The sequence below is a fragment of the Streptomyces subrutilus genome, from assembly GCF_001746425.1.
In the GTDB taxonomy this organism is placed as follows: domain Bacteria; phylum Actinomycetota; class Actinomycetes; order Streptomycetales; family Streptomycetaceae; genus Streptomyces; species Streptomyces subrutilus_A.
The window spans coordinates 3537431-3563016 of record NZ_MEHK01000001.1; the positions used below are offsets into that span (position 1 = coordinate 3537431).

Sequence of the window (25586 nt, forward strand, 5' to 3'; positions counted from 1 at the left end):
CCTTACGCCGAATGGTGGGCGCATATGCTCGGAGCGTGGAAAATCAGCCCTTGCCGCACTCCTCGCCCCGCACCGCAGCCTTCTTCGACCTGGACAAGACGGTCATTGCGAAGTCGAGCACCCTGACGTTCAGCAAGTCCTTCTACCAGGGCGGCCTGATCAACCGGCGAGCGGTGCTGCGCACCGCGTACACGCAGTTCATCTTCCTGGCCGGCGGCGCCGACCACGACCAGATGGAACGGATGCGCGAGTACCTCTCCGCCCTGTGCAAGGGGTGGAACGTGCAGCAGGTCCGGGAGATCGTCGCGGAAGCCCTGCACGACCTCATCGACCCGATCATCTACGACGAGGCGGCCTCCCTCATCGAGGCCCACCACACCGCGGGCCGCGACGTGGTGATCGTGTCGACCTCCGGCGCGGAAGTGGTCGAGCCGATCGGGGAGATGCTCGGCGCCGACCGCGTCGTCGCCACGCGCATGGTGGTGGGCGAGGACGGCTGCTTCACCGGCGAGATCGAGTACTACGCCTACGGACCCACGAAGGCGGAGGCCGTCCGCGAGCTCGCGGAGTCCGAGGGGTACGACCTCGCCCGCTGCTACGCCTACAGCGACTCGGCCACGGACATCCCGATGCTGGAGGCCGTCGGGCACCCGCACGCCGTCAACCCCGACCGGGCGCTGCGCCGGGAGGCGCTGGCCCGGGAGTGGCCGGTGCTCGTGTTCAACCGTCCGGTGCGGCTGAAGCAGCGGCTGCCCGGGCTGTCGATGCCCGCGCGGCCCGCGCTCGTCGCCGCTGCCGCCGTCGGCGCCGCGGCCGCCACCGCCGGGCTGGTCTGGTACGCGAGCCGGCGCCGGGCCGGCGCACTGGCTGCCGCCGCGTCCTCCTGAACGCCCCGGTCCGTGGCGATATCGGGTGTCCGGTTCGCCCGCGATCGCCCTGGAAAGTAAAAAGTGGAGCTAGGGGTTTCGCATGGCTCCGAAGCGGAGTACAAATAAAGCAACGGCCCGCGAGACCAAAGAACATCCGAGAGGATCATCTTTAAAACGCAGTAAGGCCCACGGACCGAAGCACGAACGCCGAGCACCCACGCGACGTCGACCCGTCGATTACGGGCCAGCCGCACCAGGTGACGGGCAAAGTCCCCGACCTGATGGGCAACTTTCGAGGACGCTTGGTAACTGGGCGCAAGTGCCAGCGGCGACACCAAAGCAAGACGGTGTCGCCGCAACCCGTGTCCGGACAAAAGCCCCGGCCCCGGGGTCGAGAACCTCGGAGCCTCAGGCCGCGCCGCGCTGCAGCGCCTCGCACACCGCCGTCGACTCGCGCACACCGAGTTCGATGGCGCGGCCGCAGTGGGCGATCCAGGCGGCCATCCCCTCCGGAGTCCCGGAGACGTACCCCTCGAACGCGGCCAGGTAGGCCTCCCGGCCCTGTTCCGCGTGACCGACCTCCGCAGGGCAGATCGCCTTCGGGTCCAGGCCGCTGTTGATCAGGACGATGCGCTCGGCGGCCCGCGCCACCAGGCCGTTGCAGGTGGCGAAGGGGCGCAGCGCCAGCAGCTCCCCGTGCACCACCGCCGCCGTGACCAGCGCCGGGGCGGAGCCGCCCGCGATGACCAGGCGTGACAGCCCGTCCAGCCGGCCCGCGACCTCGTCCGCGCTCGGCAGCGGGAGCCGTACCAGCGGTTCGTCGACCGGTTCGCCCGCCAGCCGGGGCCGGCCCACCACGTCCCCGTCCGCGGCGGACCCGCACGCGACCAGGTGGAGCCGCGCCAGGACCCGCAGCGGCGACTGGCGCCAGATGCTCAGCAGCTGCCCGGCCTCGGCCGTGAGCCGCAGCGCCGCGCCCACCGTCAGGGCCTCGGGCTCGGCGCCGAAGTCGGTGCGCCGCCGCACCTCTTCGAGCGCCCAGTCCGCGCCGGACAGGGCCGCGCTCCCGCGCGCGCCGCGCAGCGCGGCCTCCGAGGTGATCTCGCCGCTGCGGCGGCGCATGACCCGGTGCCCGTAGACCCGGTCCACGGCCTTGCGTACGGAATCCACGGAATCGGCGACACCCGGCAGCCCGGTCAGGGCGGCCAACGGGTCAGAAGCGCTACTCATAAGTAGGGAGCCTACGCACTGCGCGCCCGTAGCACCGACCCCTCCTTGGAGTGGTCTTCTTCACTCACCTTGACAACTCAGCGCGTCCGACCCGCTACGCTTGGTGAACATGAAGATCGCTTTCGTGGGAAAGGGCGGCAGCGGCAAGACCACGCTGTCCTCCCTCTTCATCCGCCACCTCGCCGCAAACGAAGCCCCGGTCGTCGCGGTGGACGCCGACATCAACCAGCACCTGGGCACGGCCCTCGGGCTCGGCGAGGACGAGGCCGCCGAACTGCCCGCACTCGGCGCACACCTGCCCCTGATCAAGGAGTACCTGCGGGGCTCCAACCCGCGCATCGCGTCCGCCGACACGATGATCAAGACCACGCCGCCCGGGCGGGGTTCGCGCCTGCTGCGGGTCACCGAGGAAAACCCGGTGTACGAGGCCTGCGCGCGCACGCTCCTGCTCGACGGGGAGCCCGTACGCCTCATGGCCACGGGACCCTTCACCGAAGCCGATCTGGGCGTGGCCTGCTACCACTCCAAGGTCGGGGCGGTCGAGCTCTGCCTGAACCACCTCGCCGACGGGCCGGACGAGTACGTCGTCGTCGACATGACCGCGGGCTCCGACTCCTTCGCCTCGGGCATGTTCACCCGCTTCGACGTGACCTTCCTGGTCGCCGAGCCGACCCGCAAGGGCGTCTCCGTCTACCGCCAGTACAAGGAGTACGCGCGGGACTTCGGCGTCGCGCTCAAGGTCGTCGGCAACAAGGTGCAGGGGCCGGAGGACATCGAGTTCCTCCAGGACGAGGTCGGCGAGGACCTGCTGGTGACGGTCGGGCACTCCGACTGGGTGCGGTCCATGGAGAAGGGTCGGCCGGCCGCCTTCGAGCTGCTGGAGGCCACCAACCGGCTGGCCCTGCAGGCCTTGCAGGACGCGGCGGACGACTCGTACGCGCACCGCGACTGGGAGCGGTACACCGAGCAGATGGTGCGGTTCCACCTGAAGAACGCGGAGAGCTGGGGCAACGCCAAGACCGGGGTCGACCTGGCGGACCAGGTCGACCCCGGCTTCGTCCTGCGCGAGGGCGCCGAAGCCTCCGAGGAAGCCGCGGAGGGGGGCGAGGCTCTCGTCAGCCCTCGTCCGCCGCGGCTTCGGCCTGCTCCTCAGCCTGCGTGACCCCGGCGGGGGCCGTCGGCGGTGCGGGCGGCGGCCCCGCGGTCAGGAACTTCGCCCAGCCCTCCTTCGGCGCCTCGCCGACGTCGAGGGTGCGCATCCACTCCACGACCTTGGGGTCCTGGGCGTCCAGCCAGTCCGCCAGCTCCCGGAACGGCACGCAGCGGACCTCCTTCTGGGTGCACATCCCCTTGATGGACTCCTCGACGGCGCGCATGTAGGTGCCGCCGTTCCAGGACTCGAAGTGGTTGCCGATGATCAGCGGCGCCCGGTTGCCCTGGTAGGCGCGGTCGAAGGCCTGGCGCAGGCCGTCGCGCATCTGGTCGCCCCAGTACGCGTGCTGCGAGGGGTCGCCCTGTGAGGTCGTGCCGGACTGGTTGGTCATGAAGTTGTAGTCCATGCTCAGGGTCTCGAAGGCGCGGCCCGGGACGGGGACCAGCTGCAGCGGGATGTCCCAGAGCCCGTCCGTCTTCTTGGGCCAGATCTGCTTGCTGATGCCGCTGGAGTCGTAGCGGAAGCCCAGGTCCTTGGCCGCCAGCATGAAGTTCTTCTGTCCTTCGAGGCAGGGGGTGCGGGCCCCGACGAGCTCCTTGTCGTAGTCGAAGGGGAGCGCCTCCATGTTCTTCAGGCCCGCGTTCGTCTTCCAGTTCTTGACGAAGGACTTGGCCTGGCTGATCTCGCTCTTCCACTCGTCCACGGACCAGGTGCCGACGCCGCCGTCGGGGCCGCAGAAGTGGCCGTTGAAGTGGGTGCCGATCTCATTGCCCTCGAGCCAGGCCGCGCGGACCTGGGTGGCGGTGTCCTTGATGCCCTGGAGGTCGCCGAAGCCGATGTCCGAACGTCCGGGCTCGTGCTGCGGGGCGGTGTAGAGGGAGCGCTTCTCCTCCGGGAGCATGTAGACGCCGCTGAGGAAGTACGTCATCCGGGCGTTGTACTTCTTGCCGACCTCGCGGAAGTGCGAGAAGAGCTTCTGGCTGTCCTCTCCGGCCCCGTCCCAGGAGAACACCACGAACTGCGGGGGCTTCTCACCGGGCTTGAGCTTCTGCGCCTTCCGGACGTTGGGCTGCGCGCCGGTGTAGGCGGTCGAACCGTCGCCGATGGGCCGGTTGACGCTGCCGGGGGCATCGGGAGCGGCGACGCCCCCGCGGGCCTTCTGGGGGCCGGAGGCCGGGGACTCGGCGGGTTGCGAGCCGCTGCACCCGGCGGCCCCCAGGACCAGCGCCGTGGCGACCAGGCCGCCGGCGATCTTCTTCGTGGCGGCGATCATCCGCCCCACCTCTCCCTCGCAGTTCCATCGCAGGACTTCCGCGCCGCAACGTCCCACGCGGTCCACTGTGAAGAAGGTGTGACAAGCCGGACAAAATGCTTAATCACCCTGGAGGGTTAATTCATAGTCCATTTGCCCGTATTTTCTACTACGGACCTTTACTCTCCATTACCATCCATTTACCGAGTGTTGAGACTCCCGCCGCTTCACCCCTCCCCCGAGGAGACGGGACCTTATGACAGCCACCTCACGCACCCCCGCAGCCGACGACCGCGCCCAGGTCCGCAAGGACCTGCCGGCGGACCTCTCCGCCTCCATCGCCGTGTTCCTGATCGCCCTGCCCCTCTCCCTCGGCATCGCCCTGGCCACCGGCGCCCCGCTCCAGGCCGGACTGGTCGCGGCGGCGGTCGGCGGAATCGTCGCCGGGCGCCTCGGCGGAGCCCCGCTCCAGGTGAGCGGCCCCGCGGCCGGACTCACCGTCGTCACCGCGGAGTTGATCCAGCACTACGGGTGGCGCACCACGTGCGCCATCACGGTGCTCGCCGGCTTCTGCCAGCTGGGCCTCGCCGTGCTGCGCACCGCCCGGTCGGCGCTCATGGTCAGCCCGGCCATCGTGCACGGCATGCTCGCCGGCATCGGCGTGACCATCGCGCTGGCCCAGCTGCACATCGTCCTCGGCGGCACCCCGCAGAGCTCCGCCGTGGCGAACGTCCTCGGCCTGCCGGGCCAGTTGGCGGATCTGCACCCGGTCGCGCTCGGCATCAGCGTGCTGACCCTGGTCGTACTGCTCGGCTGGCCGCGCCTGCCCGGGCGGACGGGCAGTGCCCTGCGCAAGGTGCCGGCCGCCCTCGCCGCCGTGGCCACGGCCACCGCCTTCGCGGCCCTGGCCGGACTTTCGCTGCCCCGCGTCGACCTGCCGTCCTGGCGCAGCCACGCCCTGCCCGAGCTGCCCGAAGGGCCGGTGCTCGGCCTGATCGCCGCCGTGCTGACCATCACCCTGGTCGGCAGCGTGGAGTCGCTGCTCTCCGCGGTCGCCACCGACAAGCTGATCGCCTCCGAGCGCGGTACGAAGCGCCCGCCGCGCGTCGACCTCAACCGCGAACTGCGCGGGCAGGGCGCGGCGAACATCGTGTCCGGGGCGCTGGGCGGCCTGCCCATCACGGGCGTGGCCGTCCGCAGCGTGGCCAACGTCAAGGCCGGCGCGGTCAGCCGGAAGTCGTCCATGATGCACGGATTGTGGATCGTGCTCGCCGCCGGTCTGCTGGTCCCGGTCCTCGACCTGATCCCGCTCGCCGCGCTGGCGGCCCTGGTCATGGCGGTGGGGATCCAGATGGTGAGCATCACGCACCTGCGCAGCGTCACCCGGCACCGGGAGATCCCGGTCTACGGCACGACCATCGTGGCCGTGGTCCTCGGCGGGGTCCTGGAAGGCGTGGCCGTCGGCATCGCGGTGGCGGTCGCCCTGGCCCTGCACCGGCTGGCCCGGACCCGGATCACGGCGGAACAGCTGGACGACGGCGTCCACCGCGTGTGGGCCCGCGGACAGCTGACCTTCCTCGCGGTACCGCGACTGAGCCGGGTGCTGAACCAGATCCCGCACGACGGGCGCGTGGTGATCGAGCTGGACGGCTCCTTCATGGACCACGCGGCGTACGAGACCCTGCGCGACTGGCAGGACTCCCACCTCGCCCACGGCGGATCGGTGGAGGTCACCGGCCGGCGGGCCGACGCGTTCCCGCCCTCCGATCCGGCGCGGCGCGGCACGCAGCGCGGGGGCCACCAGTGCTGCCGCCCCTGGACCCCGTGGCAGAACCACTGCGACCACCGGGCCGCCGCCGACACCCTTGCGGACCCGGCCGCCGAGGCGGCACCGGCCACCCCGGCGCCGGCTCCGCGGCGGCGCGGCGCCGGTCAACTCGCCAGCGGGATCAGCGCCTTCCAGCGCGACACCGCCCCGCGCGTACGGGACGAGCTGGCCCGCCTGGCCCGCGAAGGGCAGCGGCCCTCGCAGCTCTTCCTCACCTGCGCGGACTCCCGCCTGGTCACCAGCATGATCACGGCCAGCGGACCGGGCGACCTGTTTACCGTCCGCAACGTCGGCAACCTCGTCCCGCTGCCGGGCGCCGAGTCCACCGACGACTCCGTCGCCGCGGCCATCGAGTACGCGGTCGACGTCCTTGAGGTGGACAGCATCACCGTGTGCGGGCACTCGGGCTGCGGAGCCATGCAGGCGCTGCTCAACTCCTCCCCCGCCATGCCCATGACCCCGCTGCGCCGCTGGCTGCGGCACGGGCTGCCCAGCCTGGAGCGGATGGCCAGCCGCCACCACGCCTGGGCCAGGATCTCGGGCCGCCTCCCGGCCGACGCCGTGGAGCAGCTGTGCCTGACCAACGTGGTGCAGCAGCTGGAGCACCTGCGGGCCCACGAATCGGTGGCCAGGCGGCTCGCCGAGGGCACGCTGGAGCTGCACGGGATGTACTTCCACGTGGGCGAGGCGCAGGCCTATCTGCTGTCCGAGGGCGAGGACTTCTTCGACTGCCGGGTCTTCGACACGGTGGGGCAAAACGCCTGATCCGCGACACCCTCACGGCAGGTTCGAACCGATACCCTCCGGTATCCGTGCCATCGCCTGGGCCCCTTTCCGCACCCGCAGCGGGAGGGGGCCGTCGCGCGCACCCGGACGCGCTATAGGTCTAAACCAATTTCCGGCTAGCTCTTGTCACCCGGGCCGCTGACTGATGAGCTATGCCGGGGACACAACGGACACCCTGGGAAAGGGATATGTCGTGAGCAATGAGAGCCTGGCCAATCTGCTCAAGGAGGAGCGGCGGTTCGCACCGCCCGCCGATCTGGCCGCCGCCGCCAACGTGACCGAGGCCGCGTACGCACAGGCCGACGCGGACCGGCTGGGCTTCTGGGCCGAGCAGGCCCGGCGGCTGACCTGGGCCACGGAGCCGGCCGAGACGCTCGACTGGACCAACCCGCCCTTCGCGAAATGGTTCGCGGACGGCAAGCTGAACGTCGCGTACAACTGCGTGGACCGGCACGTCGAGGCCGGCAACGGCGGGCGCGTCGCCCTGCACTTCGAGGGCGAGCCCGGCGACAGCCGCTCGATCACCTACGCCCAGCTCAAGGACGAGGTCTCCAAGGCCGCCAACGCCCTGACCGAACTGGGCGTCCAGGCCGGCGACCGCGTCGCCGTCTACCTGCCGATGATCCCCGAGGCGGTCGTGGCGATGCTCGCGTGCGCCCGTATCGGGGCCGCGCACTCCGTGGTCTTCGGCGGCTTCTCGGCCGACGCCGTCGCCTCCCGCATCCAGGACGCCGACGCGAAGCTGGTCATCACCGCCGACGGCGGCTACCGCCGCGGCAAGCCCACCGCCCTCAAGCCCGCCATCGACGAGGCCGTCGGCAAGTGTCCGCAGGTCAAGCACGTGCTGGTGGTCCAGCGCACCGGCCAGGACACCGCCTTCACCGAGGGCCGCGACGTCTGGTGGCACGAGGTCGTCGGCCGGCAGTCCGCCGAGCACACCCCGCGGGCCTTCGACGCCGAGCACCCGCTCTTCATCCTGTACACCTCGGGGACCACCGGGAAGCCCAAGGGCATCCTGCACACCTCCGGCGGCTACCTCACGCAGGCCGCGTACACCCACCACGCCGTCTTCGACCTGAAGCCGGAGACCGACGTCTACTGGTGCACCGCCGACATCGGCTGGGTGACCGGGCACTCGTACATCGTCTACGGGCCGCTCGCGAACGGCGCCACCCAGGTGATGTACGAGGGCACCCCGGACACCCCGCACCAGGGCCGGTTCTGGGAGGTCGTCCAGAAGTACGGCGTCACCATCCTCTACACGGCGCCCACGGCCATCCGCACGTTCATGAAGTGGGGCGACGACATCCCCGCGAAGTTCGACCTGTCGAGCCTGCGCGTGCTGGGATCGGTCGGCGAGCCGATCAACCCCGAGGCCTGGATCTGGTACCGCAAGCACATCGGCGGCGACCGCTGCCCGATCGTGGACACCTGGTGGCAGACCGAGACCGGCGCGATGATGATCTCCCCCCTGCCGGGCGTCACGGAGACCAAGCCGGGCTCGGCGCAGCGCGCGCTGCCCGGAATCGCCGCCACCGTCGTCGACGACGAGGCGAACGAGGTCCCGGACGGGGGAGGCGGCTACCTGGTCCTGACCGAGCCGTGGCCGTCGATGCTGCGCACCATCTGGGGCGACGACCAGCGGTTCATCGACACCTACTGGTCCCGGTTCGAGGGCAAGTACTTCGCGGGCGACGGCGCCAAGAAGGACGAGGACGGGGACATCTGGCTGCTCGGCCGGGTGGACGACGTGATGCTGGTGTCCGGCCACAACATCTCGACCACCGAGGTCGAGTCGGCACTCGTCTCGCACCCCTCGGTCGCCGAGGCGGCCGTGGTCGGCGCCACCGACGAGACCACCGGCCAGGCCATCGTGGCCTTCGTCATCCTGCGCGGCAGCGCCTCGGAGACCGACACCCTGGTCGCCGAGCTGCGCAACCACGTGGGCGCCACGCTCGGCCCGATCGCCAAGCCGAGGCGGATCCTGCCGGTCCAGGAACTCCCGAAGACCCGCTCCGGCAAGATCATGCGCCGTCTGCTGCGCGACGTGGCGGAGAACCGCACGGTCGGCGACGTCACCACCCTCGCCGACTCCTCGGTCATGGACCTGATCCAGAGCAAGCTGCCGTCCGCGTCCAGCGAGGACTGAGCGGGGCGCGGAACACGGGTCGCGAAGGGATCGGGAAGGGACTGAGAAAGGACCGAGAAGGCCCGGCGGGCCGATCGGATCCCGAGGGGGCGCCCGGCGCACAGCGCGCCGGGCGCCCCCGTCCCATTTAAGGTGAAGATCACCCGATACGACCGCGTGACCCTGTAACGTATGGGAAGCGTCAAGATGTGACGCTCGAAGTCTCAGGGTGCGCCGGGAAGTCTGGTCGGCAACTGCATTGCCATGCCGTCGACCAACCGGAGGTGTCCCACCGTGGCCGCGCCGCCCCAGCCCACCGACCCCACGAGCCGCAAGCTCCTCGGACGGCTCTCGCTGCCCGAGCGGCGGTTCGTCGCCGACGCCCTGCGCGCCGAGACCGTCGGCGGTGTCCTGCTCCTGGTGGCCGCCGTCGCCGCCCTGATCTGGGCGAACACGCCTCCGTTGGCGGAGAGCTACCAGGCCGTCCGGGACTTCCACATCGGGCCCGCCGCCCTCGGCCTGGACCTCTCGATCCAGCACTGGGCCGCCGACGGCCTGCTGGCGATCTTCTTCTTCGTGGCCGGCATCGAGCTCAAGCGCGAGCTGGTCGCGGGTGACCTGCGCGATCCCAAGGCCGCCGCCCTCCCCGTCATCGCCGCGCTGTGCGGCATGGTGGCCCCCGCCGGGGTCTACGCCCTCGTCAACGTCTTCGGCAGCGGGTCCATGGACGGCTGGGCGGTCCCGACCGCCACCGACATCGCCTTCGCGCTCGCCGTCCTCGCGGTCATCGGCACCTCGCTGCCCTCCGCCCTGCGCGCGTTCCTGCTCACCCTCGCCGTCGTCGACGACCTCTTCGCGATCGTCGTCATCGCGGTGTTCTTCACCAGCCGGATCGACTTCCTGGCCTTCGGCGGCGCGGTCGCGGGCCTCGTACTGTTCTGGTTCCTGCTGCGCCGGGGCGTCCGCGGCTGGTACGTGTACGTGCCGCTCGCCCTGGTCATCTGGGGCCTGATGTACAACAGCGGCGTCCACGCCACCATCGCCGGCGTGGCCATGGGCCTGATGCTGCGCTGCACCCGCGGGGAGGGCGAGGAGCGCTCCCCCGGCGAGCGCATCGAGCACCTCGTACGGCCCGTCTCGGCCGGTCTCGCCGTACCGCTCTTCGCCCTCTTCGCTGCCGGGGTCTCCCTCTCCGACGAGTCCATCGGCCAGGTCTTCACCCGGCCCGAGACCCTCGGCGTGGTCCTCGGCCTGGTCGTGGGCAAGACGGTCGGCATCTTCGGCGGCACCTGGCTGGCCGCCCGCTTCACCAAGGCCGAGCTCAACGACGACCTCGCCTGGCCGGACGTGTTCGCCGTCGCCTCGCTCGCCGGCATCGGGTTCACCGTCTCGCTGCTGATCGGCGAACTCGCCTTCGCCGACGATCCGGTCCTCACCGACGAGGTCAAGGCCGCCGTGCTGATCGGCTCCCTCATCGCCGCGGTGGGCGCCTGCGTCCTGCTCAAGCTCCGCGACCGCAAGTACCGGGCGCTGACCGAGGCGGAGGAGCGCGACGAGGACCTCGACGGCATTCCGGACATCTACGAGGAGCACACCCCGGAGTACCACCTGCGGATGGCGCGGATCCACGAGGAGAAGGCCGCGGAACACCGGCGCAGGGCAGAAGCGGCGGCCGGGTCCCGCATCGAGGGCGACCGTCCGGCATGATCTGACGCAGGACGGCGTACACACGCGGCAGACGACAGAGGGAGAGAGCGATGAGCGCAGTGGACCAAGGGGCGCAAGGAGCCGAGCGCACACTCGGCCAGCTGGTCGCCTCGGCCACCGCCGAGATGTCGGCCCTGGTGCACGACGAGATCGCACTCGCCAAGGTGGAGATCAAGCAGGACGTCAAGCGCGCGGGCATCGGCAGCGGCGCCGCGATCGTCGCGGGCGTGCTGCTGTTGTTCTCCCTCCCCGTACTGAGTTTCGCCGCGGCCTACGGGATCCATAACCTCGGGCTCGGCCTCGCGTGGTCCTTCCTCATCGTCGGCGGCGCGTTCTGGCTGCTCGCGGGGCTGATCGGGCTGCTGGCCATGGCCAAGTTCAAGAAGGTCAAGCCGCCGGTGAAGACCATCGAATCGGTCAAGCAGACCGCCGCGCTCGTCGGGACCGTCAAGCCCCACCCGCGGCCGGTCAGTGACAAGGCTGTGGGTGTGGCACGCTCGTCCTCATGACAGCGCCCACGCCCGACCCCGGCAATCCGCCCACCGCCGCCTCGGCGATCCGGCTCGATCTGCCCGGCGGGCAGGCGGTGACGCACCGGGACGTCGCCGCCAACGGCGCCCGCTTCCACGTCGCCGAGATCGGCGACGGGCCGCTGGTGCTGCTGCTGCACGGCTTCCCGCAGTTCTGGTGGACCTGGCGGCACCAGATGACCGCGCTCGCCGACGCCGGCTACCGGGCCGTCGCGATGGACCTGCGCGGCGTGGGCGGCAGCGACCGCACCCCGCGCGGCTATGACCCGGCCAATCTCGCGCTCGACATCACCGGGGTCGTACGGTCCCTCGGCGAGCCGGACGCCGCGCTCGTCGGGCACGACCTGGGCGGCTACCTCGCCTGGACCGCGGCCGTGATGCGGCCCAAGCTCGTGCGCCGCCTGGTCGTCTCGTCCATGCCGCACCCGCGCCGCTGGCGTTCGGCGATGCTGTCCGACTTCGGCCAGACCCGGGCCAGTTCGCACATCTGGGGATTCCAGCGGCCGTTCATCCCCGAGCGGCGGCTCGTCGCCGACGACGGGGCGCTCGTGGCGGAGCTGATCCGGGACTGGTCGGGGCCGCGGCTGCGGGAGGACGGCGCCGACGAGGACGCGCTCGCCGTGTACCGCAGGGCGATGTGCATCCCCTCCACCGCGCACTGCTCGATCGAGCCGTACCGCTGGATGATGCGGTCGATGGCGCGGCCCGACGGCCTCCAGTTCAACCGGCGCATGAAGCGGCCGGTCCGGGTGCCGACCCTGCACCTGCACGGCTCGCTCGACCCCGTGATGCGCACGCGGAGCGCGGCCGGATCCGGCGAGTACGTCGAAGCCCCGTACCGGTGGCGGCTGTTCGACGGTCTCGGGCACTTCCCGCACGAGGAGGACCCCGTGGCCTTCTCGACCGAGCTGGTGAACTGGCTCAAGGACCCCGAACCGGACCGCTGATGGGTATGACAAGCATTCAATTGCCTCGCGCATAGGCCAATTGGCCGCCTCGTACGGGGTTACCGACCTTGGGTCACGGGCACAGCTCGGAGTATGGGCTGGACGCACGACTACGGTGACACCGCACACGAACGACGCTCGGCAGCGACGCCGGGCACCCACGGGAGGACCGGCCGGGACGGCCACGACCTCCGCCTCGGGATTCCGCGCATCCTGCGCCGCCGGGCCCTGTGGGTCTCGGCGCGCCTGCGCCATCCACGGACGTAGAGAGCCGGCCGCTCCACCGGGCCCGGTGGAGCGGTGTCAGAGGGCGCAGCCCTGGCTGTCGACCCGCTGTACGGCGCTCCGGCCGATCCGGATGTCGTCGCGGATCTCGTCCACGGTCAGGGCGTAGCCGGTGTTCGGGTCGTCGAGGGACTTCGCGAACACGACCCCGTACACCTTGCCGTCGGGCGTCAGCAGCGGGCCGCCGGAGTTGCCCTGGCGGACGGTCGCGTACAGCGAGTACACATCGCGCCGGACCGTGCCCCGGTGGTAGATGTCCGGGCCGTTGGCGTTGATCCGGCCGCGGACCCGGGCGGCGCGCACGTCGTACGCGCCGTTCTCCGGGAACCCGGCGACGATCGCGTCGCTGCCGCTCGCCGCGTCCTTCTCGGCGAACTCCAGCGCCGGGGCCTTCAGCTTGGGCACGTCCAGGACGGCGATGTCGCGCTCCCAGTCGTAGAGCACTACCTTGCCGTCGTAGAGCTTGCCCTCGCCGCCGATCTGCACGGTCGGCTCGCCGACCCCGCCGACGACGTGCGCGTTGGTCATCACCTTGCCGGGCGCGAAGACGAAGCCCGTGCCCTCCAGCACCTTGCTGCAACCGGGCGCGGTGCCGACCACCTTCACGATGGACTGCTTGGCCTGCTCGGTGACGGGGCTGGCGGCCAGCGCCGGATCGGGCGCCCGGACGTCGGTGATGGGCTCGTTGGAGAACGGGCTGAACACCTGCGGGAAGCCGTTGCGCGCGAGCGTGGAGCTGAAGTCCGAGAACCAGGTGTTCGCCTGCTCGGGCAGCACGCGCGACACGCCGAGCAGCACCTTGGAGTTGCGGACCTCCTTGCCCAGCGTGGGAAGTGAGGTCCCGGCGAGCGCGGAGCCGATCAGCCACGCCACCAGCAGCATCGCGACCACGTTGACCAGGGCCCCGCCGGTCGCGTCCAGGGCGCGCGCCGGCGACCAGGTGATGTGGCGGCGGAGCCGGCTGCCCAGGTGCGTGGTCAGGGCCTGCCCGATCGAGGCGCAGATGATGATCACGACGACGGCGATCACGACGACCGTGGTGGAGACCTGGGTGCCGTTGTCGGTCACCCGGTCCCAGACCAGCGGGAGCAGGGACACGGCGACGAGACCACCGCCGAGGAAGCCGATCACCGACAGGATGCCGACGACGAACCCCTGGCGGTAGCCGACGATCGCGAACCACACGGCCGCGAGCAGCAACAGGATGTCCAGCACGTTCACAGGGGCCACCGTCTCACGCGTGCCAGTCGAGCGGGACCTGCCGCGAGCGGTCCCACGGGCGCTCCCAGCCCGCGAAATGCAGCAGCCGGTCGATCACTCCGGCGGTGAAACCCCAGACCAGAGCCGATTCGACGGTGAATCCCGGCCCCAGGTGGCCCTTCGGGTGGACGGCGGTGACCCGGTGCGCGGGGTCCGTGAGATCCGCCACGGGCACCGTGAAGACACGGGCCGTCTCGGCCGGGTCCACCACGCCGATCGGGCTCGGGGTGCGCCACCAGCCGAGGACCGGGGTGACGACGAACTCGCTGACCGGGATGTAGAGCCGGGGCAGCACCCCGAAGAGCTGGACGCCGGACGGATCCAGCCCGGTCTCCTCCTCGGCCTCGCGCAGCGCGGCGCGCAGGGGGCCGGTGGTGTGCGGGTCGCCGTCGGCCGGGTCGAGGGCGCCGCCCGGGAAGGAGGGCTGGCCCGCGTGCGAGCGCAGGGTGCCGGCACGCTCCATGAGCAGCAGCTCGGGCCCGCGGGGGCCTTCGCCGAACAGGACGAGTACGGCGGACTGCCGGCCCCGGCCGTCCTCGGGCGGCAGGAACCGGCTCAGCTGCGGCGGCTCGATGGTCCGGGCGGCCTCGACGACGGGATCCAGCCAGGCGGGCAGGCCTTCGGTGGTGAGGGTCGTGCCGTAGCGCTCGCCGCTCGGGTCGCCGTACGACGCCCCGGGCGTGTCGGCGTCGGCCCGGCGGTTCTGCGTAGCCCCAGTCATAGGCGTCCTTGTCCCGCGTCTCTCTGTCAGCACCGTCTCCCACACCGCCAAACGCGGTGCGGATACCGATTCGTTCCTCAGCCGCCGCGCCGCCCCAGGGCTCCGCGGCTCCCTCCCCGGAGGGCCGGATCACGCCGGGGCGGAGCCCAGGGGCGGGGCGGGCAGGCCCGGGTAGTCCGGGGGCGGGCTCAGGCGCTGGCCCGGCTGGCCGCCCTTCTCGTACTTCAGCAGCTTGCGCGCCTTCTCCGGGTCGGTCTCGCCCTCCCCGTACGCCGGGCAGAGCGGGGCGATCGGGCAGGCCCCGCAGGCCGGCTTGCGCGCGTGGCAGATCCGGCGGCCGTGGAAGACGACGCGGTGCGAGAGCATCGTCCACTCGCTCTTGGGGAAGATCGCGCAGATCTCCGCCTCGACCTTCTCCGGGTCCTCCTGCTCGGTCCACTTCCAGCGGCGCACGAGCCGGCCGAAGTGGGTGTCCACGGTGATCCCCGGGACTCCGAAGGCGTTGCCGAGGACCACGTTCGCCGTCTTGCGGCCGACGCCGGGCAGGGTGACCAGGTCCTCGAGCCGGCCCGGCACCTCCCCGCCGAAGCCGTCCCGCAGCGCCTGCGAGAGGCCGAGCAGGGACCTGGCCTTCATCCGGAAGAACCCGGTCGGCCGGATCAGCTCCTCCAGGTGCTCGGGAGCGGCCGCGGCCATGTCCTCGGGCGTCGGATAGGCGGCGAAGAGGGCCGGGGTCGTCTGGTTCACCCGCAGGTCCGTTGTCTGCGCGGACAGCACGGTCGCCACGAGCAGCTCGAAGGGATTGCGGAAGTCGAGCTCCGGATGGGCGTACGGATAGACCTCGGCCAGCTCGCGGTTGATCCGGCGGGCCCGGCGGACCATGGCCAGACGGGATTCCGGCCTCGCCGCGGCGGGCTTCGCGGCGGGTTTCTTGGCCGAACCTTTGCCCGCGGAGGCGGGCGGAGCCTTCGCGGACGCCTCCGAGAGGGCTTGTTCGCCCACAGCTGAATTACGGGCCGCCGTCACTCCTGCGGACCCCTTGGCCTGTGCTCTCACCGGCTTATTGGACACCCGGCCAGCCTAAGGCCGGGCACCGACACCCGCCCGGACCTCCGGTAACACCACTCTGATTGGTCTCTCACCACCCAGCACGTGCGTACGTCCGGCATCCTTGGTAGTGATTGATCGCACTGTTTGAGCCGTCCGGCAAAATGGGAGACCGGTCCCCTGAGCTGGTCGACATAGGAGAGAAACTCGTGGACGACGTTCTGCGGCGCGCCCCGCTCTTCGCGGCGCTCGATGACGAGCAGGCCGCGGAGCTCCGCGCCTCCATGGGCGAGGTGACCCTCGCACGCGGTGACGCCCTGTTCCACGAGGGCGACCCCGGCGACCGGCTGTATGTCGTGACCGAGGGCAAGGTGAAGCTCCACCGCACCTCCCCCGACGGCCGCGAGAACATGCTGGCCGTCCTCGGCCCCGGCGAGCTGATCGGCGAACTGTCGCTGTTCGACCCCGGCCCGCGCACCGCCACCGCCACCGCCCTGACCGAGGTCAAGCTCCTCGGCCTCGGCCACGGCGACCTGCAGCCCTGGCTCAACGCCCGGCCCGAGGTCGCGACCGCGCTGCTGCGCGCCGTCGCGCGGCGCCTGCGCAAGACCAACGACCAGATGTCCGACCTGGTCTTCTCCGACGTACCCGGCCGTGTCGCGCGGGCGCTCCTCGACCTGTCGCGCCGGTTCGGCGTGCAGTCCGAGGAGGGCATCCACGTCGTGCACGACCTCACGCAGGAGGAACTCGCGCAGCTCGTCGGCGCCTCCCGCGAGACCGTGAACAAGGCCCTGGCCGACTTCGCGGGGCGCGGCTGGCTCCGCCTCGAGGCCCGCGCGGTGATCCTGCTGGACGTGGAGCGGCTCGCCAAGCGCTCCCGCTGACGCCGGCCCCCAGCGGCCACAGGGTCCTGCCCCGAGGGGCGGGGCCCTTCCGCGTTTCCGCAGCGGCGCCGTCGCGCGCCGCCCCGCCCCCGGTCCCCCGCGCCTCGAGCGCCCCCAGGGGCCGGACCCGGCACAGTGGAGGCATGGAGCACAGGGGCCTGGACGCGTACGGATACTTCGAGCGGGAGGGGTCCCTCGGCCAGGTGCCGGGGGAGTTCCGCGGCGTCGTCGCCGCCGCGCGGGAGCGGATCGGCGAGGCGTACGGGCGCCGGCTGCACAGCGCCTACCTGTACGGGTCCGTGCCGCGCGGGACGGCCCGGCCCGGCCGCTCCGACCTCGACCTGCTGCTCGTCCTGCACCGCGCCCCGGCCGACGAGGACCGCGACGCCGCCGACGTGCTGGCGCTCGGGCTCGACGAGGACTTCGCGGAGATCGACGGGGCCGGCATCCTGCTCCAGGACAAGGCCACCGTCCTCAGCGAGGCGGAACGATTCGACCTGGGCTGGTTCCTCGCCTGCCTGTGCACCCCGCTCCTCGGCGCCGACCTCGCCGAGCACCTGCCCCGCTACCGCCCCGACAGCCTGCTCGCCCGGGAGACCAACGGCGACCTGGCCGACGTCCTGCCCACCTGGCGGACCAGGGCGCGGGAGGCCTCGGCCCCGGACGAGTACCGGAAGCTGAGCCGGATCTTCGCGCGGCGCCTGGTGCGCACCGGATTCACCCTGGTCATGCCCCGGTGGGGCGGCTGGACCAGCGACCTCGCCGAATCCGCGGAGGTCTTCGGCACGTACTACCCGCAGCGCGCGGCCCAGATGCGGGCGGCGGCCGCGGTGGCCCTGGATCCGGTCGCGGACCCGGCCGTGCTGCGCACGTACATCGAGGACCTCGGGCCGTGGCTCGCGGACGAGTACACGGCCCGGCACGGCACGAAGACCCCCAGGACCTAGAGCTCGGGGCCGCCGGGGATCAGGCCGTGCTCCTCGAGGTACTCCAGCTGCGCCCGGACGGACCATTCCGCGGCCGGCCACAGGGAGCGGTCCACGTCCGCGTAGACGTGGGCGACGACCGCCTCGGGGGTGAGGAAGCCGTCCTCGACGGCCGTCTCGACCTGGGCGAGCCGGTGCGCGCGGTGGGCCAGGTAGAACTCGACGACGCCCTGGGCGTCGTCCAGGACCGGTCCGTGGCCCGGCAGGACGGTGTGCACGCCGTCGTCGACGGTGAGCGAGCGCAGGCGGCGCAGGGAGTCCAGGTAGTCCCCCAGGCGGCCGTCGGGGTGCGCGACGACGGTGGTGCCGCGGCCGAGGACGGTGTCCCCGGTCAGGACGGCGCGGTCGGCGGGCAGGTGGAAGCAGAGCGAGTCGCTGGTGTGTCCGGGGGTGGGGACCACGCGCAGCTCCAGGCCTCCGGTCCTGATCACGTCCCCGGCGGCCAGGCCCTCCTCGCCCAGCCGCAGGGCCGGGTCCAGGGCGCGGACCTTGGTGCCGGTGAGCTCGGCGAAGCGGCCGGCGCCCCCGGCGTGGTCGGGGTGCCCGTGGGTGAGCAGGGTCAGGGCGATCCGCTTCCCGGCCCGCTCGGCGGTGTCGACGACCGCCCGGAGGTGGGCCTCGTCCAGCGGGCCCGGGTCGATGACCACGGCCTCGGTGGAACCGGGCTCGGAGAGCAGCCAGGTGTTGGTGCCGTCCAGGGTCATCGCGGAGGGGTTGGGGGCCAGGATGTTGACCGCGCGGGTGGTGGCGGGCCCCGAGGCGACCCTTGCGCGGGGCCGGCCCGGCAGTGCGGCGGCGTCGGTCATGAGGGTCCTCCGAGGCGCACTCGTTTGGTGAACTCGTCGTGGCCCGGCCAGCTGAGCACCAGCTCGCCGTCCTCCAGCGCCGCCTGGGCCAGTACGGGGGTCAGATCCTGCGCCCCGGCCGCGGCGAGCGCCTCGGCGGCGCTCCCGTACGGCTCCAGGGAGCGCAGGGTGGAGATCGTGGGCGGCATCATCAGCAGCTCGCCCTTGTCGTACCCGTCGGCGGCGTCGGCGGGGCGGATCCAGACGGTCCGGTCGGCCTCGGTGGAGGCGTTGCGGGTGCGCTGGCCCTCGGGGAGGGCCGCGACGAAGAACCAGGTGTCGTAGCGGCGCGGCTCGAATTCGGGGGTGATCCAGCGCGCCCAGGCGCCGAGCAGGTCGGACCGCAGCCGCAGGCCGCGGCGGTCCAGGAACTCCGCGAAGGACAGCTCCCGCGCCACGAGGGCCAGCCGGTCCGCCTCCCAGTCGTCACCGGTGGTGTCGCCCACGACGGTGCCTGGGGTCTCGCCGGCGAGCAGGACGCCCGCCTCCTCGAAGGTCTCCCGCACGGCGCCGCAGACGATGGCCTGGGCGGTACGGGCGTCCGTGCCGAGGCGGTGGGCCCAGTCGTCCTGGCTCGGGCCCGCCCAGCCGACCTGGTGGTCCTCGTCGCGGGGGTCGACCCCGCCACCGGGGTAGGCGTACGCGCCTCCGGCGAAGGCCATGGAGGCCCGGCGGCGCAGCATGTGCACGACGGGGCCGGCGGGGGTGTCGCGCAGCAGCATCACGGTGGCGGCGCGTCTGGGGTCCACCGGGGTGAGGGATCCGTCCGCGAGCGCGCGGATGCGGTCGGGCCACTCCGGCGGGTACCACTGGCCTCCGGCGGGGGGCTGCTGCTGACCGTGCTGACCATTCGGCATGGCCGGATGCTACGGCCATCCGGCCCGATGTTCGAGGGCCGACCGGTTTCGGCCGCGGGCGGCACGCTGCGCGGGGGCGCGTGAGGCGGCGGCGGCGCCGCTGGGGCTCCGCCCCGGGCTCCGCCCCGCAAACGCCGGCGGGGCCGGAACATCCGGCCCCGCCGGTGCGTCGGGTATCAGGCTCCGGGAACCAGTTCGACCTGGATCTCGACCTCGACCGGGGCGTCCAGCGGGAGGACCGCGACGCCCACCGCACTGCGGGCGTGGACGCCCTTGTCGCCGAGGACGGCGCCCAGGAGCTCGCTCGCACCGTTCAGCACGCCCGGCTGGGCGGTGAAGTCGGGGGCCGAGGCGACGAAGCCGACGACCTTGACGACGCGCGCGATCTTGTCGAGGTCGCCGATGACCGACTTGACCGCGGCCAGGGCGTTCAGCGCGCACGTGGCGGCGAGCTCCTTGGCCTGCTCCGCCGAGACCTCCGCACCGACCTTGCCGGTGACCGGCAGGCTGCCCTTGACCATCGGGAGCTGGCCCGAGGTGAACACGTACGAGCCGGAGCGGACGGCCGGCTGGTACGTGGCCAGCGGCGGGACGACCTCGGGCAGGGTCAGGCCGAGTTCGGCCAGCTTCGCCTCGACGACGCCGCTCATGCCTTCTCCCGCTTGAGGTAGGCCACCAGCTGCTCGGGGTTGTTGGGCCCGGGCACGACCTGGACGAGCTCCCAGCCGTCCTCGCCCCAGGTGTCCAGGATCTGCTTGGTGGCGTGGACCAGCAGCGGGACCGTCGCGTATTCGAACTTCTTGGTCATGGAAGCGAGGGTAGTGCCTGCGGTCCGGGGCGAAGGAATTAGGCTCGGACGCTGTGAGCAGGCTCCAGGTGGTCAGCGGCAAGGGCGGCACCGGCAAGACCACGGTCGCCGCGGCACTCGCGCTCGCCCTCGCACGCGAGGGCAAGCGGACTCTTCTGGTGGAGGTCGAGGGCAGGCAGGGCATCGCACAGCTCTTCGGTACGGAGGCGCTCCCCTACGAGGAGCGCAAGATCGCCGTCGCGCCCGGCGGCACCGGTGAGGTCTTCGCCCTCGCCATCGACGCCGAGCGGGCGCTTCTGGACTACCTCCAGATGTTCTACAAGCTCGGCTCCGCGGGCCGCGCGCTCAAGAAGCTCGGCGCCATCGACTTCGCGACGACCATCGCCCCGGGGCTGCGCGACGTGCTCCTGACGGGCAAGGCGTGCGAGGCCGTGCGGCGCAAGGACAAGGCGGGCCGGTTCGTCTACGATCACGTGATCATGGACGCGCCGCCGACCGGCCGGATCACCCGGTTCCTGAACGTCAACGACGAGGTGGCGGGCCTGGCCCGCTTCGGGCCGATCCACAACCAGGCGCAGGCCGTCATGAAGGTGCTCAAGTCCTCCGAGACGGCCGTGCACCTGGTCACCCTCCTGGAGGAGATGCCCGTCCAGGAGACGGCGGACGGCATCGAGGAACTGCGCCGGGCCGGACTGCCCGTGGGCCGGGTCGTCGTCAACATGGTGCGCCCGCACCATCTGGACGAGGACACCCTGCGGGCCGCGGCCGAGGACCACCGGGCGGGGGTGGCGCAGGCGCTGTCCCGCGCCGGCCTGGGCGGCGCGCGCCGCGGCGGGCTGGCCGAGCGGCTGGTGGACCCGCTGCTCGCGCAGGCCGCCGAGCACGCGGGCCGGGTGGAGCTGGAGCGCGCGCAGCGCGCCGTGCTGGCGGGGCTGGGCGTGCCGACGTACGAACTGCCCCTGCTCGGGGCGGGGATGGATCTGGCCGGGCTCTACGAGCTGGCGAGGGAACTGCGCAAGCAGTCGGTGGGCGAATGAGCGAGGGGGTGGGCAGCGTGGGCATGGACACTCCGCCGCGGCTGGCGGTCGACGGTCTGCTGGACGATCCGCAGACCCGGATCATCGTGTGCTGCGGGGCGGGCGGGGTCGGCAAGACCACCACCGCCGCGGCCCTCGGCGTACGGGCGGCCGAGCGCGGGCGCAAGGCGGTCGTGCTCACCATCGACCCGGCGCGGCGGCTGGCGCAGTCGATGGGGATCGACTCGCTTGACAACACCCCGCGCAAGGTGAGCGGGGTGGGCGCCGGCGCCGGAGCGGCGGACGACGGCGAACTCCACGCCATGATGCTGGACATGAAGCGGACCTTCGACGAGATCGTCGAGGCGCACGCGGACGGCGAGCGGGCCGAGGCCATCCTCGCCAACCCCTTCTACCAGTCCCTGTCGGCCGGCTTCGCGGGCACGCAGGAGTACATGGCGATGGAGAAGCTGGGGCAGCTGCGGGCCCGGGACGACTGGGACCTGATCATCGTGGACACCCCGCCGAGCCGGTCCGCTCTGGACTTCCTCGACGCGCCGAAGCGGCTCGGGTCCTTCCTGGACGGGAAGTTCATCCGTGTGCTGATGGCGCCGGCGAAGGTGGGCGGCCGGGCGGGGATGAAGTTCCTGAACGTCGGCATGTCGATGATGACCGGCACGCTGAGCAAGCTGATGGGCGCCTCGCTGCTGAAGGACGTGCAGACCTTCGTGGCCGCGATGGACACCATGTTCGGCGGTTTCCGCACGCGTGCGGACGCCACCTTCCGGCTGCTCCAGGCTCCCGGTACGGCCTTCCTCGTGGTCGCGGCTCCCGAACCGGACGCCCTGCGCGAGGCGGCGTACTTCGTGGAGCGGCTGGCCGCGGAGAAGATGCCGCTGGCCGGTCTGGTGCTGAACCGGGTACACGGCAGCAGCGCCGACCACCTGTCCGCCGAACGGGCCCTGGCCGCCGCAGAGAATCTTGAAGAAGGCGGCATTGTCGATCAGGAGCCCGGGAAAGCTGGACTTCGTGACTCCGCCGACGACGGCTCCCCCGCCCCCGACGTAGACGAGATCACGGCAGGACTGCTGCGGCTGCACGCCGAGCGGATGCAGGTGATCGCGCGCGAACAGCGCACACGCGATCGCTTCACCTCACTGCACCCCGAGGTGGCAGTGGCCGAAGTGGCCGCCCTGCCCGGCGATGTGCACGACCTCGCCGGGCTGCGGGCCATCGGAGAGCGACTCGCGGCCGGGGTTCCGGCCGGAGCGTAGGTGTTCGGCGTTCGTGCGACGTGGCGCCCGGGGGTCTACCCGGCTGCCGCGTACGCCTCGTACGGAACGTCGAGCTCCTCGTCGGCATCCATGGTGAGGATGCCCGTACTGCGCTCGTACTCCGTGCGGGCGGTCTCGAGCAGCCGTCGCCACGAGGTGACGGTGGGACGCCTGCGCAGCAGCGCGCGGCGTTCCCGCTCGGTCATTCCGCCCCATACTCCGAACTCGACACGGTTGTCGAGCGCGTCGGCCAGGCACTCGGTCCGCACCGGACATCCGGTGCACACCGCCTTGGCCCTGTTCTGTGCCGCTCCTTGAACGAACAGTTCATCCGGATCGGTAGTGCGGCAGGCTGCCTGCGCACTCCAGTCGGTAACCCAGCCCATCCCGGCGCCGTCCTCTCCCGAATCGAGGCTCCCCCACGGCGGCAGCGGCATATTCACCGCTACCAGTTGAGGACGTTACGGAAGGCGGGCACAGTGCAACACCCCCGACGGGCCCAATCTTGAATGGTCCGAACGGACTATGGGTAAGCGGCAGATCACCCGACGGAGTGAGCGGACGACATGCCCGACCATTCCGGCGATTCGGGTGAAATCACCGAGTCGTCAGGGGGGTGCGCTGATCACGGGCGGCGGGATTCGGACATGAGTCCACCCCATTCGGGAAGGGTGAAAATCAAGCCGAGGGGTTGATGTCGGACCGCGGCGCTGTGACAGTTGAGGACAGCTTAGGCCAAGGCATTCGCGCGTGTCCGGCGAATGAGAACGTAGGCTGCCCTCCATGGGAAAGAAGCGCTCGGGCGGCGGGCTCACGGGGAGCCAGCAGGCCGCCAAGTTCCTCGGGGTGTCCGTTCTCTCCGGAGTTGTGCTGGCCGGCATGGCGATTCCGGCGGCAGGCGCCCTGGGACTCGCGGCCAAGGGCACGGTCGAGGGATTCGATGAGATCCCGGCCAATCTCAAGACTCCGCCACTGAGCCAGCGGACCACGATTCTGGACTCCGAAGGTGGCTTGATCGCCACTGTCTATTCACGTGACCGGCAGGTGGTCCCCCTCACGGCGGTCTCCCCGTACATGCAGAAGGCAATCGTCGCCATCGAGGACTCGCGTTTCTACGAGCACGGCGCGGTCGACCTCAAGGGCATCCTGCGCGCGGTCAACCGCAACGCGCAGGAAGGCGGCGCCGCACAGGGCGCCTCCACGCTGACGCAGCAGTACGTGAAGAACGTGTTCGTCGAAGAGGCCGGCGACGACGAGACCAAGGTGCGCGAGGCCCAGGAGAAGAGCCTCGGGCGCAAGATCCGCGAGCTGAAGTACGCGATCCAGGTCGAAGAGGAACTCGGGAAGAAGAAGATCCTCGAGAACTACCTCAACATCACCTACTTCGGCCAGCAGGCGTACGGAATCGAATCCGCCGCCCAGCGCTACTTCAGCAAGCCGGCGAAGGACCTGGCCCTGGAGGAGGCGGCGCTGCTCGCGGGCGTCGTCCAGTCGCCGAGCCGCTACGACCCGGTGAACGACGCCCAGGAGGCGATGAAGCGCCGCAACGTCGTCCTGCAGCGGATGGCCGACATCAAGGACGTCTCGCAGGCGGAGGCGGACGCGGCGAAGGCCAAGCCGGTCACCCTGAAGGTGACCCGGCCCAAGAACGGCTGCATCACCGCGGTCAAGGGCGCGGGCTTCTTCTGCGACTACGTCCGCAACAGCTTCCTGACCGACGCGGTCTTCGGCAAGACGCGCGAGGAGCGGGCCAAGGTCTGGAACCAGGGCGGCCTGACGGTCCGCACCACCCTGGACCCGCAGTCGCAGGACGCGGCCAACGAGTCGATCAAGGACCACGTCAACCAGGACGACTCGATCGCGACGGCCGTGACCATGGTCCAGCCGGGCACCGGCCGGGTGCTGGCGATGGGGCAGTCCAAGCCGTACGGCTTCGGGAAGAACGAGACCCAGATCAACTACTCCGTGGACAAGCGGATGGGCGGCTCGAACTTCGGCTTCCAGGTCGGCTCCACGTTCAAGCCCTTCATCGCGGCCGCGGCCATAGAGCGGGGCATGCCGGCGACCAAGGTGTACCCGGCGCCGAACAAGATGGACTACCCGAGCCCGGTGCAGAAGTGCGACGGCAGCAACTGGCTCAACCTGCCGGTCTCGAACGGCAAGCTGCAGACGGCCGAGAACGAGACCGAGGACGAGGTCGGTCCGTACGCGCTGCGGACGGCGATGGAGAAGTCCATCAACACCTACTTCGTGCAGATGATCTCGGAGATCGGCCTCTGCCCGGTGATGGAGATGACGCAGAAGCTCGGCGTGATCTCGGCCAACGGCGAGAAGCTGGTGGAGGCCCCCTCCATCGCGCTGGGCTCCGCCGAGCTCTCCCCGCTGACGATGGCCAACGCGTACGCGACCTTCGCCAACCGCGGTGTCCACTGCACGCCGGTCGCCATCGAGTCCATCACCGACGCCCACGGCAAGGCGCTCGCCGTGCCGAAGCCCAAGTGCGAACGGGCGATGTCCGCGGAGACGGCCGACACCATCAACACCCTGCTGCGCGGAGTGGTCGACTCCGGTACCGGTGAGCGGGCCGGCCTGACCGACCGCGACAGCGCGGGCAAGACCGGTACGACGGACTCCCGGTACAACGCCTGGTTCGTCGGCTACACCCCGAACATCTCGGGCGCGGTGTGGGTCGGCTCGGGCGGCGCGAAGAAGATCACGATGGAGAACATCGAGATCGGCGACAGGTACTACGACAAGGTCTTCGGCGGCGGGCTGCCCGGCCCGATCTGGAAGGACGCGGTCACCGGCGCACTGGCCGGCCGCGAGTCCCCCACCTTCACCACCGTCAGCATCCCGGAACCCGTACTCCCGGGCAGCAACGGCGGACGGCCGGCCACGAACCCGAGCAAGCCCGGGAAGCCCAACAAGCCCGGCGGTGACGACAAGCCCGGCGGACGCCCCGGCGGCGGCGACGGCGGTGCGACCGGCGGCGGGAACCCGGAGAACCCGTTCCCCGGGATCTCGCTCCCGCCGGGCGTGATCGGCGGCCGCGACAGCCAGTAGGCGGCGCGACGTGAGGGGCCCTCAGCCGGATCCGGCTGAGGGCCCCTCACTTTCACGGCCGGCGCGCACCGCGCGGTCGGCAGCGCACCGCGCGGCCGGCGCGACGGCGC

At 71.3% G+C, this 25586-nt stretch carries 22 protein-coding genes; 12 read left to right on the forward strand and 10 right to left on the reverse strand.

Annotated elements, in window-relative coordinates; translation table 11 throughout:
• The first annotated feature begins 11 nt into the window (after positions 1–11).
• On the forward strand, positions 12–887 hold the full coding sequence (locus BGK67_RS16855; protein WP_069920860.1) for an HAD family hydrolase: 876 nt from the start codon (positions 12–14) through the stop codon (positions 885–887).
• A gap of 390 nt (positions 888–1277) precedes the next feature.
• Here the strand turns inward: BGK67_RS16855 and BGK67_RS16860 are convergent, their stop codons facing one another.
• Complete coding sequence (locus tag BGK67_RS16860) at positions 1278–2099, reverse strand: Fic family protein (protein ID WP_069920861.1); 822 nt, start codon at positions 2097–2099, stop codon at positions 1278–1280.
• Between the two features lie 109 nt (positions 2100–2208).
• On the opposite strand from BGK67_RS16860, the gene BGK67_RS16865 reads away from it, so the two are divergent.
• Positions 2209–3261, forward strand: coding sequence for an ATP-binding protein (locus BGK67_RS16865; RefSeq protein WP_167739577.1), 1053 nt, complete (start codon positions 2209–2211; stop codon positions 3259–3261).
• Here the strand turns inward: BGK67_RS16865 and BGK67_RS16870 are convergent.
• Entirely contained in the window at positions 3215–4525 is a 1311-nt protein-coding gene (locus tag BGK67_RS16870; protein ID WP_069920862.1) for a polysaccharide deacetylase family protein, read from the reverse strand. The genes BGK67_RS16865 and BGK67_RS16870 overlap by 47 nt on opposite strands.
• A 235-nt stretch (positions 4526–4760) precedes the next feature.
• On the opposite strand from BGK67_RS16870, the gene BGK67_RS16875 reads away from it, so the two are divergent.
• The 5 genes from BGK67_RS16875 (at position 4761) to BGK67_RS16895 (ending at position 12430) form a co-directional block, all read left to right on the forward strand.
• Positions 4761–7097: a SulP family inorganic anion transporter gene (locus tag BGK67_RS16875; RefSeq protein ID WP_069920863.1), complete on the forward strand. Its 2337-nt coding sequence runs from the start codon at positions 4761–4763 to the stop codon at positions 7095–7097.
• Positions 7098–7263: 166 nt separating this feature from the next.
• Positions 7264–9267, forward strand: a complete 2004-nt coding sequence (gene acs / locus BGK67_RS16880) for an acetate--CoA ligase (RefSeq protein WP_079154231.1) — start codon at positions 7264–7266, stop codon at positions 9265–9267.
• Positions 9268–9510: 243 nt separating this feature from the next.
• Positions 9511–10953, forward strand: coding sequence for a Na+/H+ antiporter NhaA (gene nhaA, locus BGK67_RS16885; protein WP_069920865.1), 1443 nt, complete (start codon positions 9511–9513; stop codon positions 10951–10953).
• A 50-nt stretch (positions 10954–11003) separates the two neighbouring features.
• On the forward strand, positions 11004–11462 hold the full coding sequence (locus BGK67_RS16890) for a phage holin family protein (RefSeq protein ID WP_069920866.1): 459 nt from the start codon (positions 11004–11006) through the stop codon (positions 11460–11462).
• Complete coding sequence (locus tag BGK67_RS16895; RefSeq protein ID WP_069920867.1) at positions 11459–12430, forward strand: alpha/beta fold hydrolase; 972 nt, start codon at positions 11459–11461, stop codon at positions 12428–12430. Before BGK67_RS16890 ends, BGK67_RS16895 begins: the two co-directional genes overlap by 4 nt.
• A gap of 303 nt (positions 12431–12733) precedes the next feature.
• Here the strand turns inward: BGK67_RS16895 and BGK67_RS16900 are convergent, their stop codons facing one another.
• The 3 genes from BGK67_RS16900 to nth all read right to left on the reverse strand — a co-directional run bounded on the left by BGK67_RS16900 (position 12734) and on the right by nth (position 15698).
• Positions 12734–13936 (reverse strand): MarP family serine protease, encoded by a 1203-nt coding sequence (locus BGK67_RS16900; protein ID WP_069920868.1) that lies wholly within the window; start codon positions 13934–13936, stop codon positions 12734–12736.
• Between the two features lie 13 nt (positions 13937–13949).
• Positions 13950–14696, reverse strand: coding sequence for an NUDIX hydrolase (locus tag BGK67_RS16905; RefSeq protein ID WP_079154232.1), 747 nt, complete (start codon positions 14694–14696; stop codon positions 13950–13952).
• Between the two features lie 129 nt (positions 14697–14825).
• Complete coding sequence (nth, locus tag BGK67_RS16910; RefSeq protein WP_069920869.1) at positions 14826–15698, reverse strand: endonuclease III; 873 nt, start codon at positions 15696–15698, stop codon at positions 14826–14828.
• 254 nt (positions 15699–15952) lie between these two features.
• Between nth and BGK67_RS16915 the strand changes: the two genes are divergently transcribed.
• Together BGK67_RS16915 and BGK67_RS16920 are read left to right on the forward strand one after the other, a co-directional pair.
• Positions 15953–16627: a Crp/Fnr family transcriptional regulator gene (locus tag BGK67_RS16915; RefSeq protein ID WP_003981529.1), complete on the forward strand. Its 675-nt coding sequence runs from the start codon at positions 15953–15955 to the stop codon at positions 16625–16627.
• A 143-nt stretch (positions 16628–16770) separates the two neighbouring features.
• A complete protein-coding gene (locus BGK67_RS16920; protein WP_069920870.1) occupies positions 16771–17574 on the forward strand; it encodes a nucleotidyltransferase domain-containing protein in 804 nt (267 codons plus the stop codon).
• Here the strand turns inward: BGK67_RS16920 and BGK67_RS16925 are convergent.
• The 4 genes from BGK67_RS16925 to BGK67_RS37580 all read right to left on the reverse strand — a co-directional run bounded on the left by BGK67_RS16925 (position 17571) and on the right by BGK67_RS37580 (position 20123).
• The gene (locus BGK67_RS16925; protein ID WP_069920871.1) at positions 17571–18419 is read right to left on the reverse strand and encodes an MBL fold metallo-hydrolase; all 849 of its coding nucleotides are present in this window, start codon (positions 18417–18419) and stop codon (positions 17571–17573) included. The two genes, BGK67_RS16920 and BGK67_RS16925, sit on opposite strands and share 4 nt — an antisense overlap.
• Positions 18416–19315 carry an NUDIX hydrolase gene (locus BGK67_RS16930; protein ID WP_069920872.1) on the reverse strand — a complete coding sequence of 300 codons (900 nt, stop codon included), beginning with the start codon at positions 19313–19315 and terminating at the stop codon, positions 18416–18418. Before BGK67_RS16930 ends, BGK67_RS16925 begins: the two co-directional genes overlap by 4 nt.
• 176 nt (positions 19316–19491) lie before the next feature.
• Positions 19492–19965: a RidA family protein gene (locus BGK67_RS16935; protein ID WP_069920873.1), complete on the reverse strand. Its 474-nt coding sequence runs from the start codon at positions 19963–19965 to the stop codon at positions 19492–19494.
• Positions 19962–20123, reverse strand: coding sequence for a Sp36 family protein (locus BGK67_RS37580; RefSeq protein WP_007264966.1), 162 nt, complete (start codon positions 20121–20123; stop codon positions 19962–19964). The genes BGK67_RS16935 and BGK67_RS37580 overlap by 4 nt, the downstream gene beginning before the upstream one ends.
• A 53-nt stretch (positions 20124–20176) precedes the next feature.
• On the opposite strand from BGK67_RS37580, the gene BGK67_RS16940 reads away from it, so the two are divergent.
• Positions 20177–21160: an ATPase BagA gene (locus tag BGK67_RS16940; RefSeq protein ID WP_069920874.1), complete on the forward strand. Its 984-nt coding sequence runs from the start codon at positions 20177–20179 to the stop codon at positions 21158–21160.
• Positions 21157–22413, forward strand: a complete 1257-nt coding sequence (locus BGK67_RS16945; protein WP_069920875.1) for an ATPase BagB — start codon at positions 21157–21159, stop codon at positions 22411–22413. The genes BGK67_RS16940 and BGK67_RS16945 overlap by 4 nt, the downstream gene beginning before the upstream one ends.
• 35 nt (positions 22414–22448) lie before the next feature.
• On the opposite strand, the gene BGK67_RS38900 is transcribed toward BGK67_RS16945, so the two are convergent.
• Entirely contained in the window at positions 22449–22799 is a 351-nt protein-coding gene (locus BGK67_RS38900; protein ID WP_069920876.1) for a WhiB family transcriptional regulator, read from the reverse strand.
• A 397-nt stretch (positions 22800–23196) separates the two neighbouring features.
• Between BGK67_RS38900 and BGK67_RS16955 the strand changes: the two genes are divergently transcribed.
• Complete coding sequence (locus BGK67_RS16955; RefSeq protein ID WP_069920877.1) at positions 23197–25476, forward strand: transglycosylase domain-containing protein; 2280 nt, start codon at positions 23197–23199, stop codon at positions 25474–25476.
• Positions 25477–25586: the final 110 nt, after the last annotated feature.

Coding starts and splice junctions, on each gene's coding strand:
- BGK67_RS16855 (WP_069920860.1), top strand. CDS start 12: ATGGTGGGCGCATATGCTCGGAGCGTGGAAAATCAGCCCTTGCCGCAC.
- BGK67_RS16860 (WP_069920861.1), bottom strand. CDS start 2,099: ATGAGTAGCGCTTCTGACCCGTTGGCCGCCCTGACCGGGCTGCCGGGT.
- BGK67_RS16865 (WP_167739577.1), top strand. CDS start 2,209: ATGAAGATCGCTTTCGTGGGAAAGGGCGGCAGCGGCAAGACCACGCTG.
- BGK67_RS16870 (WP_069920862.1), bottom strand. CDS start 4,525: ATGATCGCCGCCACGAAGAAGATCGCCGGCGGCCTGGTCGCCACGGCG.
- BGK67_RS16875 (WP_069920863.1), top strand. CDS start 4,761: ATGACAGCCACCTCACGCACCCCCGCAGCCGACGACCGCGCCCAGGTC.
- acs (WP_079154231.1), top strand. CDS start 7,264: ATGAGCTATGCCGGGGACACAACGGACACCCTGGGAAAGGGATATGTC.
- nhaA (WP_069920865.1), top strand. CDS start 9,511: ATGCCGTCGACCAACCGGAGGTGTCCCACCGTGGCCGCGCCGCCCCAG.
- BGK67_RS16890 (WP_069920866.1), top strand. CDS start 11,004: ATGAGCGCAGTGGACCAAGGGGCGCAAGGAGCCGAGCGCACACTCGGC.
- BGK67_RS16895 (WP_069920867.1), top strand. CDS start 11,459: ATGACAGCGCCCACGCCCGACCCCGGCAATCCGCCCACCGCCGCCTCG.
- BGK67_RS16905 (WP_079154232.1), bottom strand. CDS start 14,696: ATGACTGGGGCTACGCAGAACCGCCGGGCCGACGCCGACACGCCCGGG.
- BGK67_RS16920 (WP_069920870.1), top strand. CDS start 16,771: ATGGAGCACAGGGGCCTGGACGCGTACGGATACTTCGAGCGGGAGGGG.
- BGK67_RS16925 (WP_069920871.1), bottom strand. CDS start 18,419: ATGACCGACGCCGCCGCACTGCCGGGCCGGCCCCGCGCAAGGGTCGCC.
- BGK67_RS16930 (WP_069920872.1), bottom strand. CDS start 19,315: ATGCCGAATGGTCAGCACGGTCAGCAGCAGCCCCCCGCCGGAGGCCAG.
- BGK67_RS16935 (WP_069920873.1), bottom strand. CDS start 19,965: ATGAGCGGCGTCGTCGAGGCGAAGCTGGCCGAACTCGGCCTGACCCTG.
- BGK67_RS37580 (WP_007264966.1), bottom strand. CDS start 20,123: ATGACCAAGAAGTTCGAATACGCGACGGTCCCGCTGCTGGTCCACGCC.
- BGK67_RS16945 (WP_069920875.1), top strand. CDS start 21,157: ATGAGCGAGGGGGTGGGCAGCGTGGGCATGGACACTCCGCCGCGGCTG.
- BGK67_RS38900 (WP_069920876.1), bottom strand. CDS start 22,799: ATGGGCTGGGTTACCGACTGGAGTGCGCAGGCAGCCTGCCGCACTACC.
- BGK67_RS16955 (WP_069920877.1), top strand. CDS start 23,197: ATGGGAAAGAAGCGCTCGGGCGGCGGGCTCACGGGGAGCCAGCAGGCC.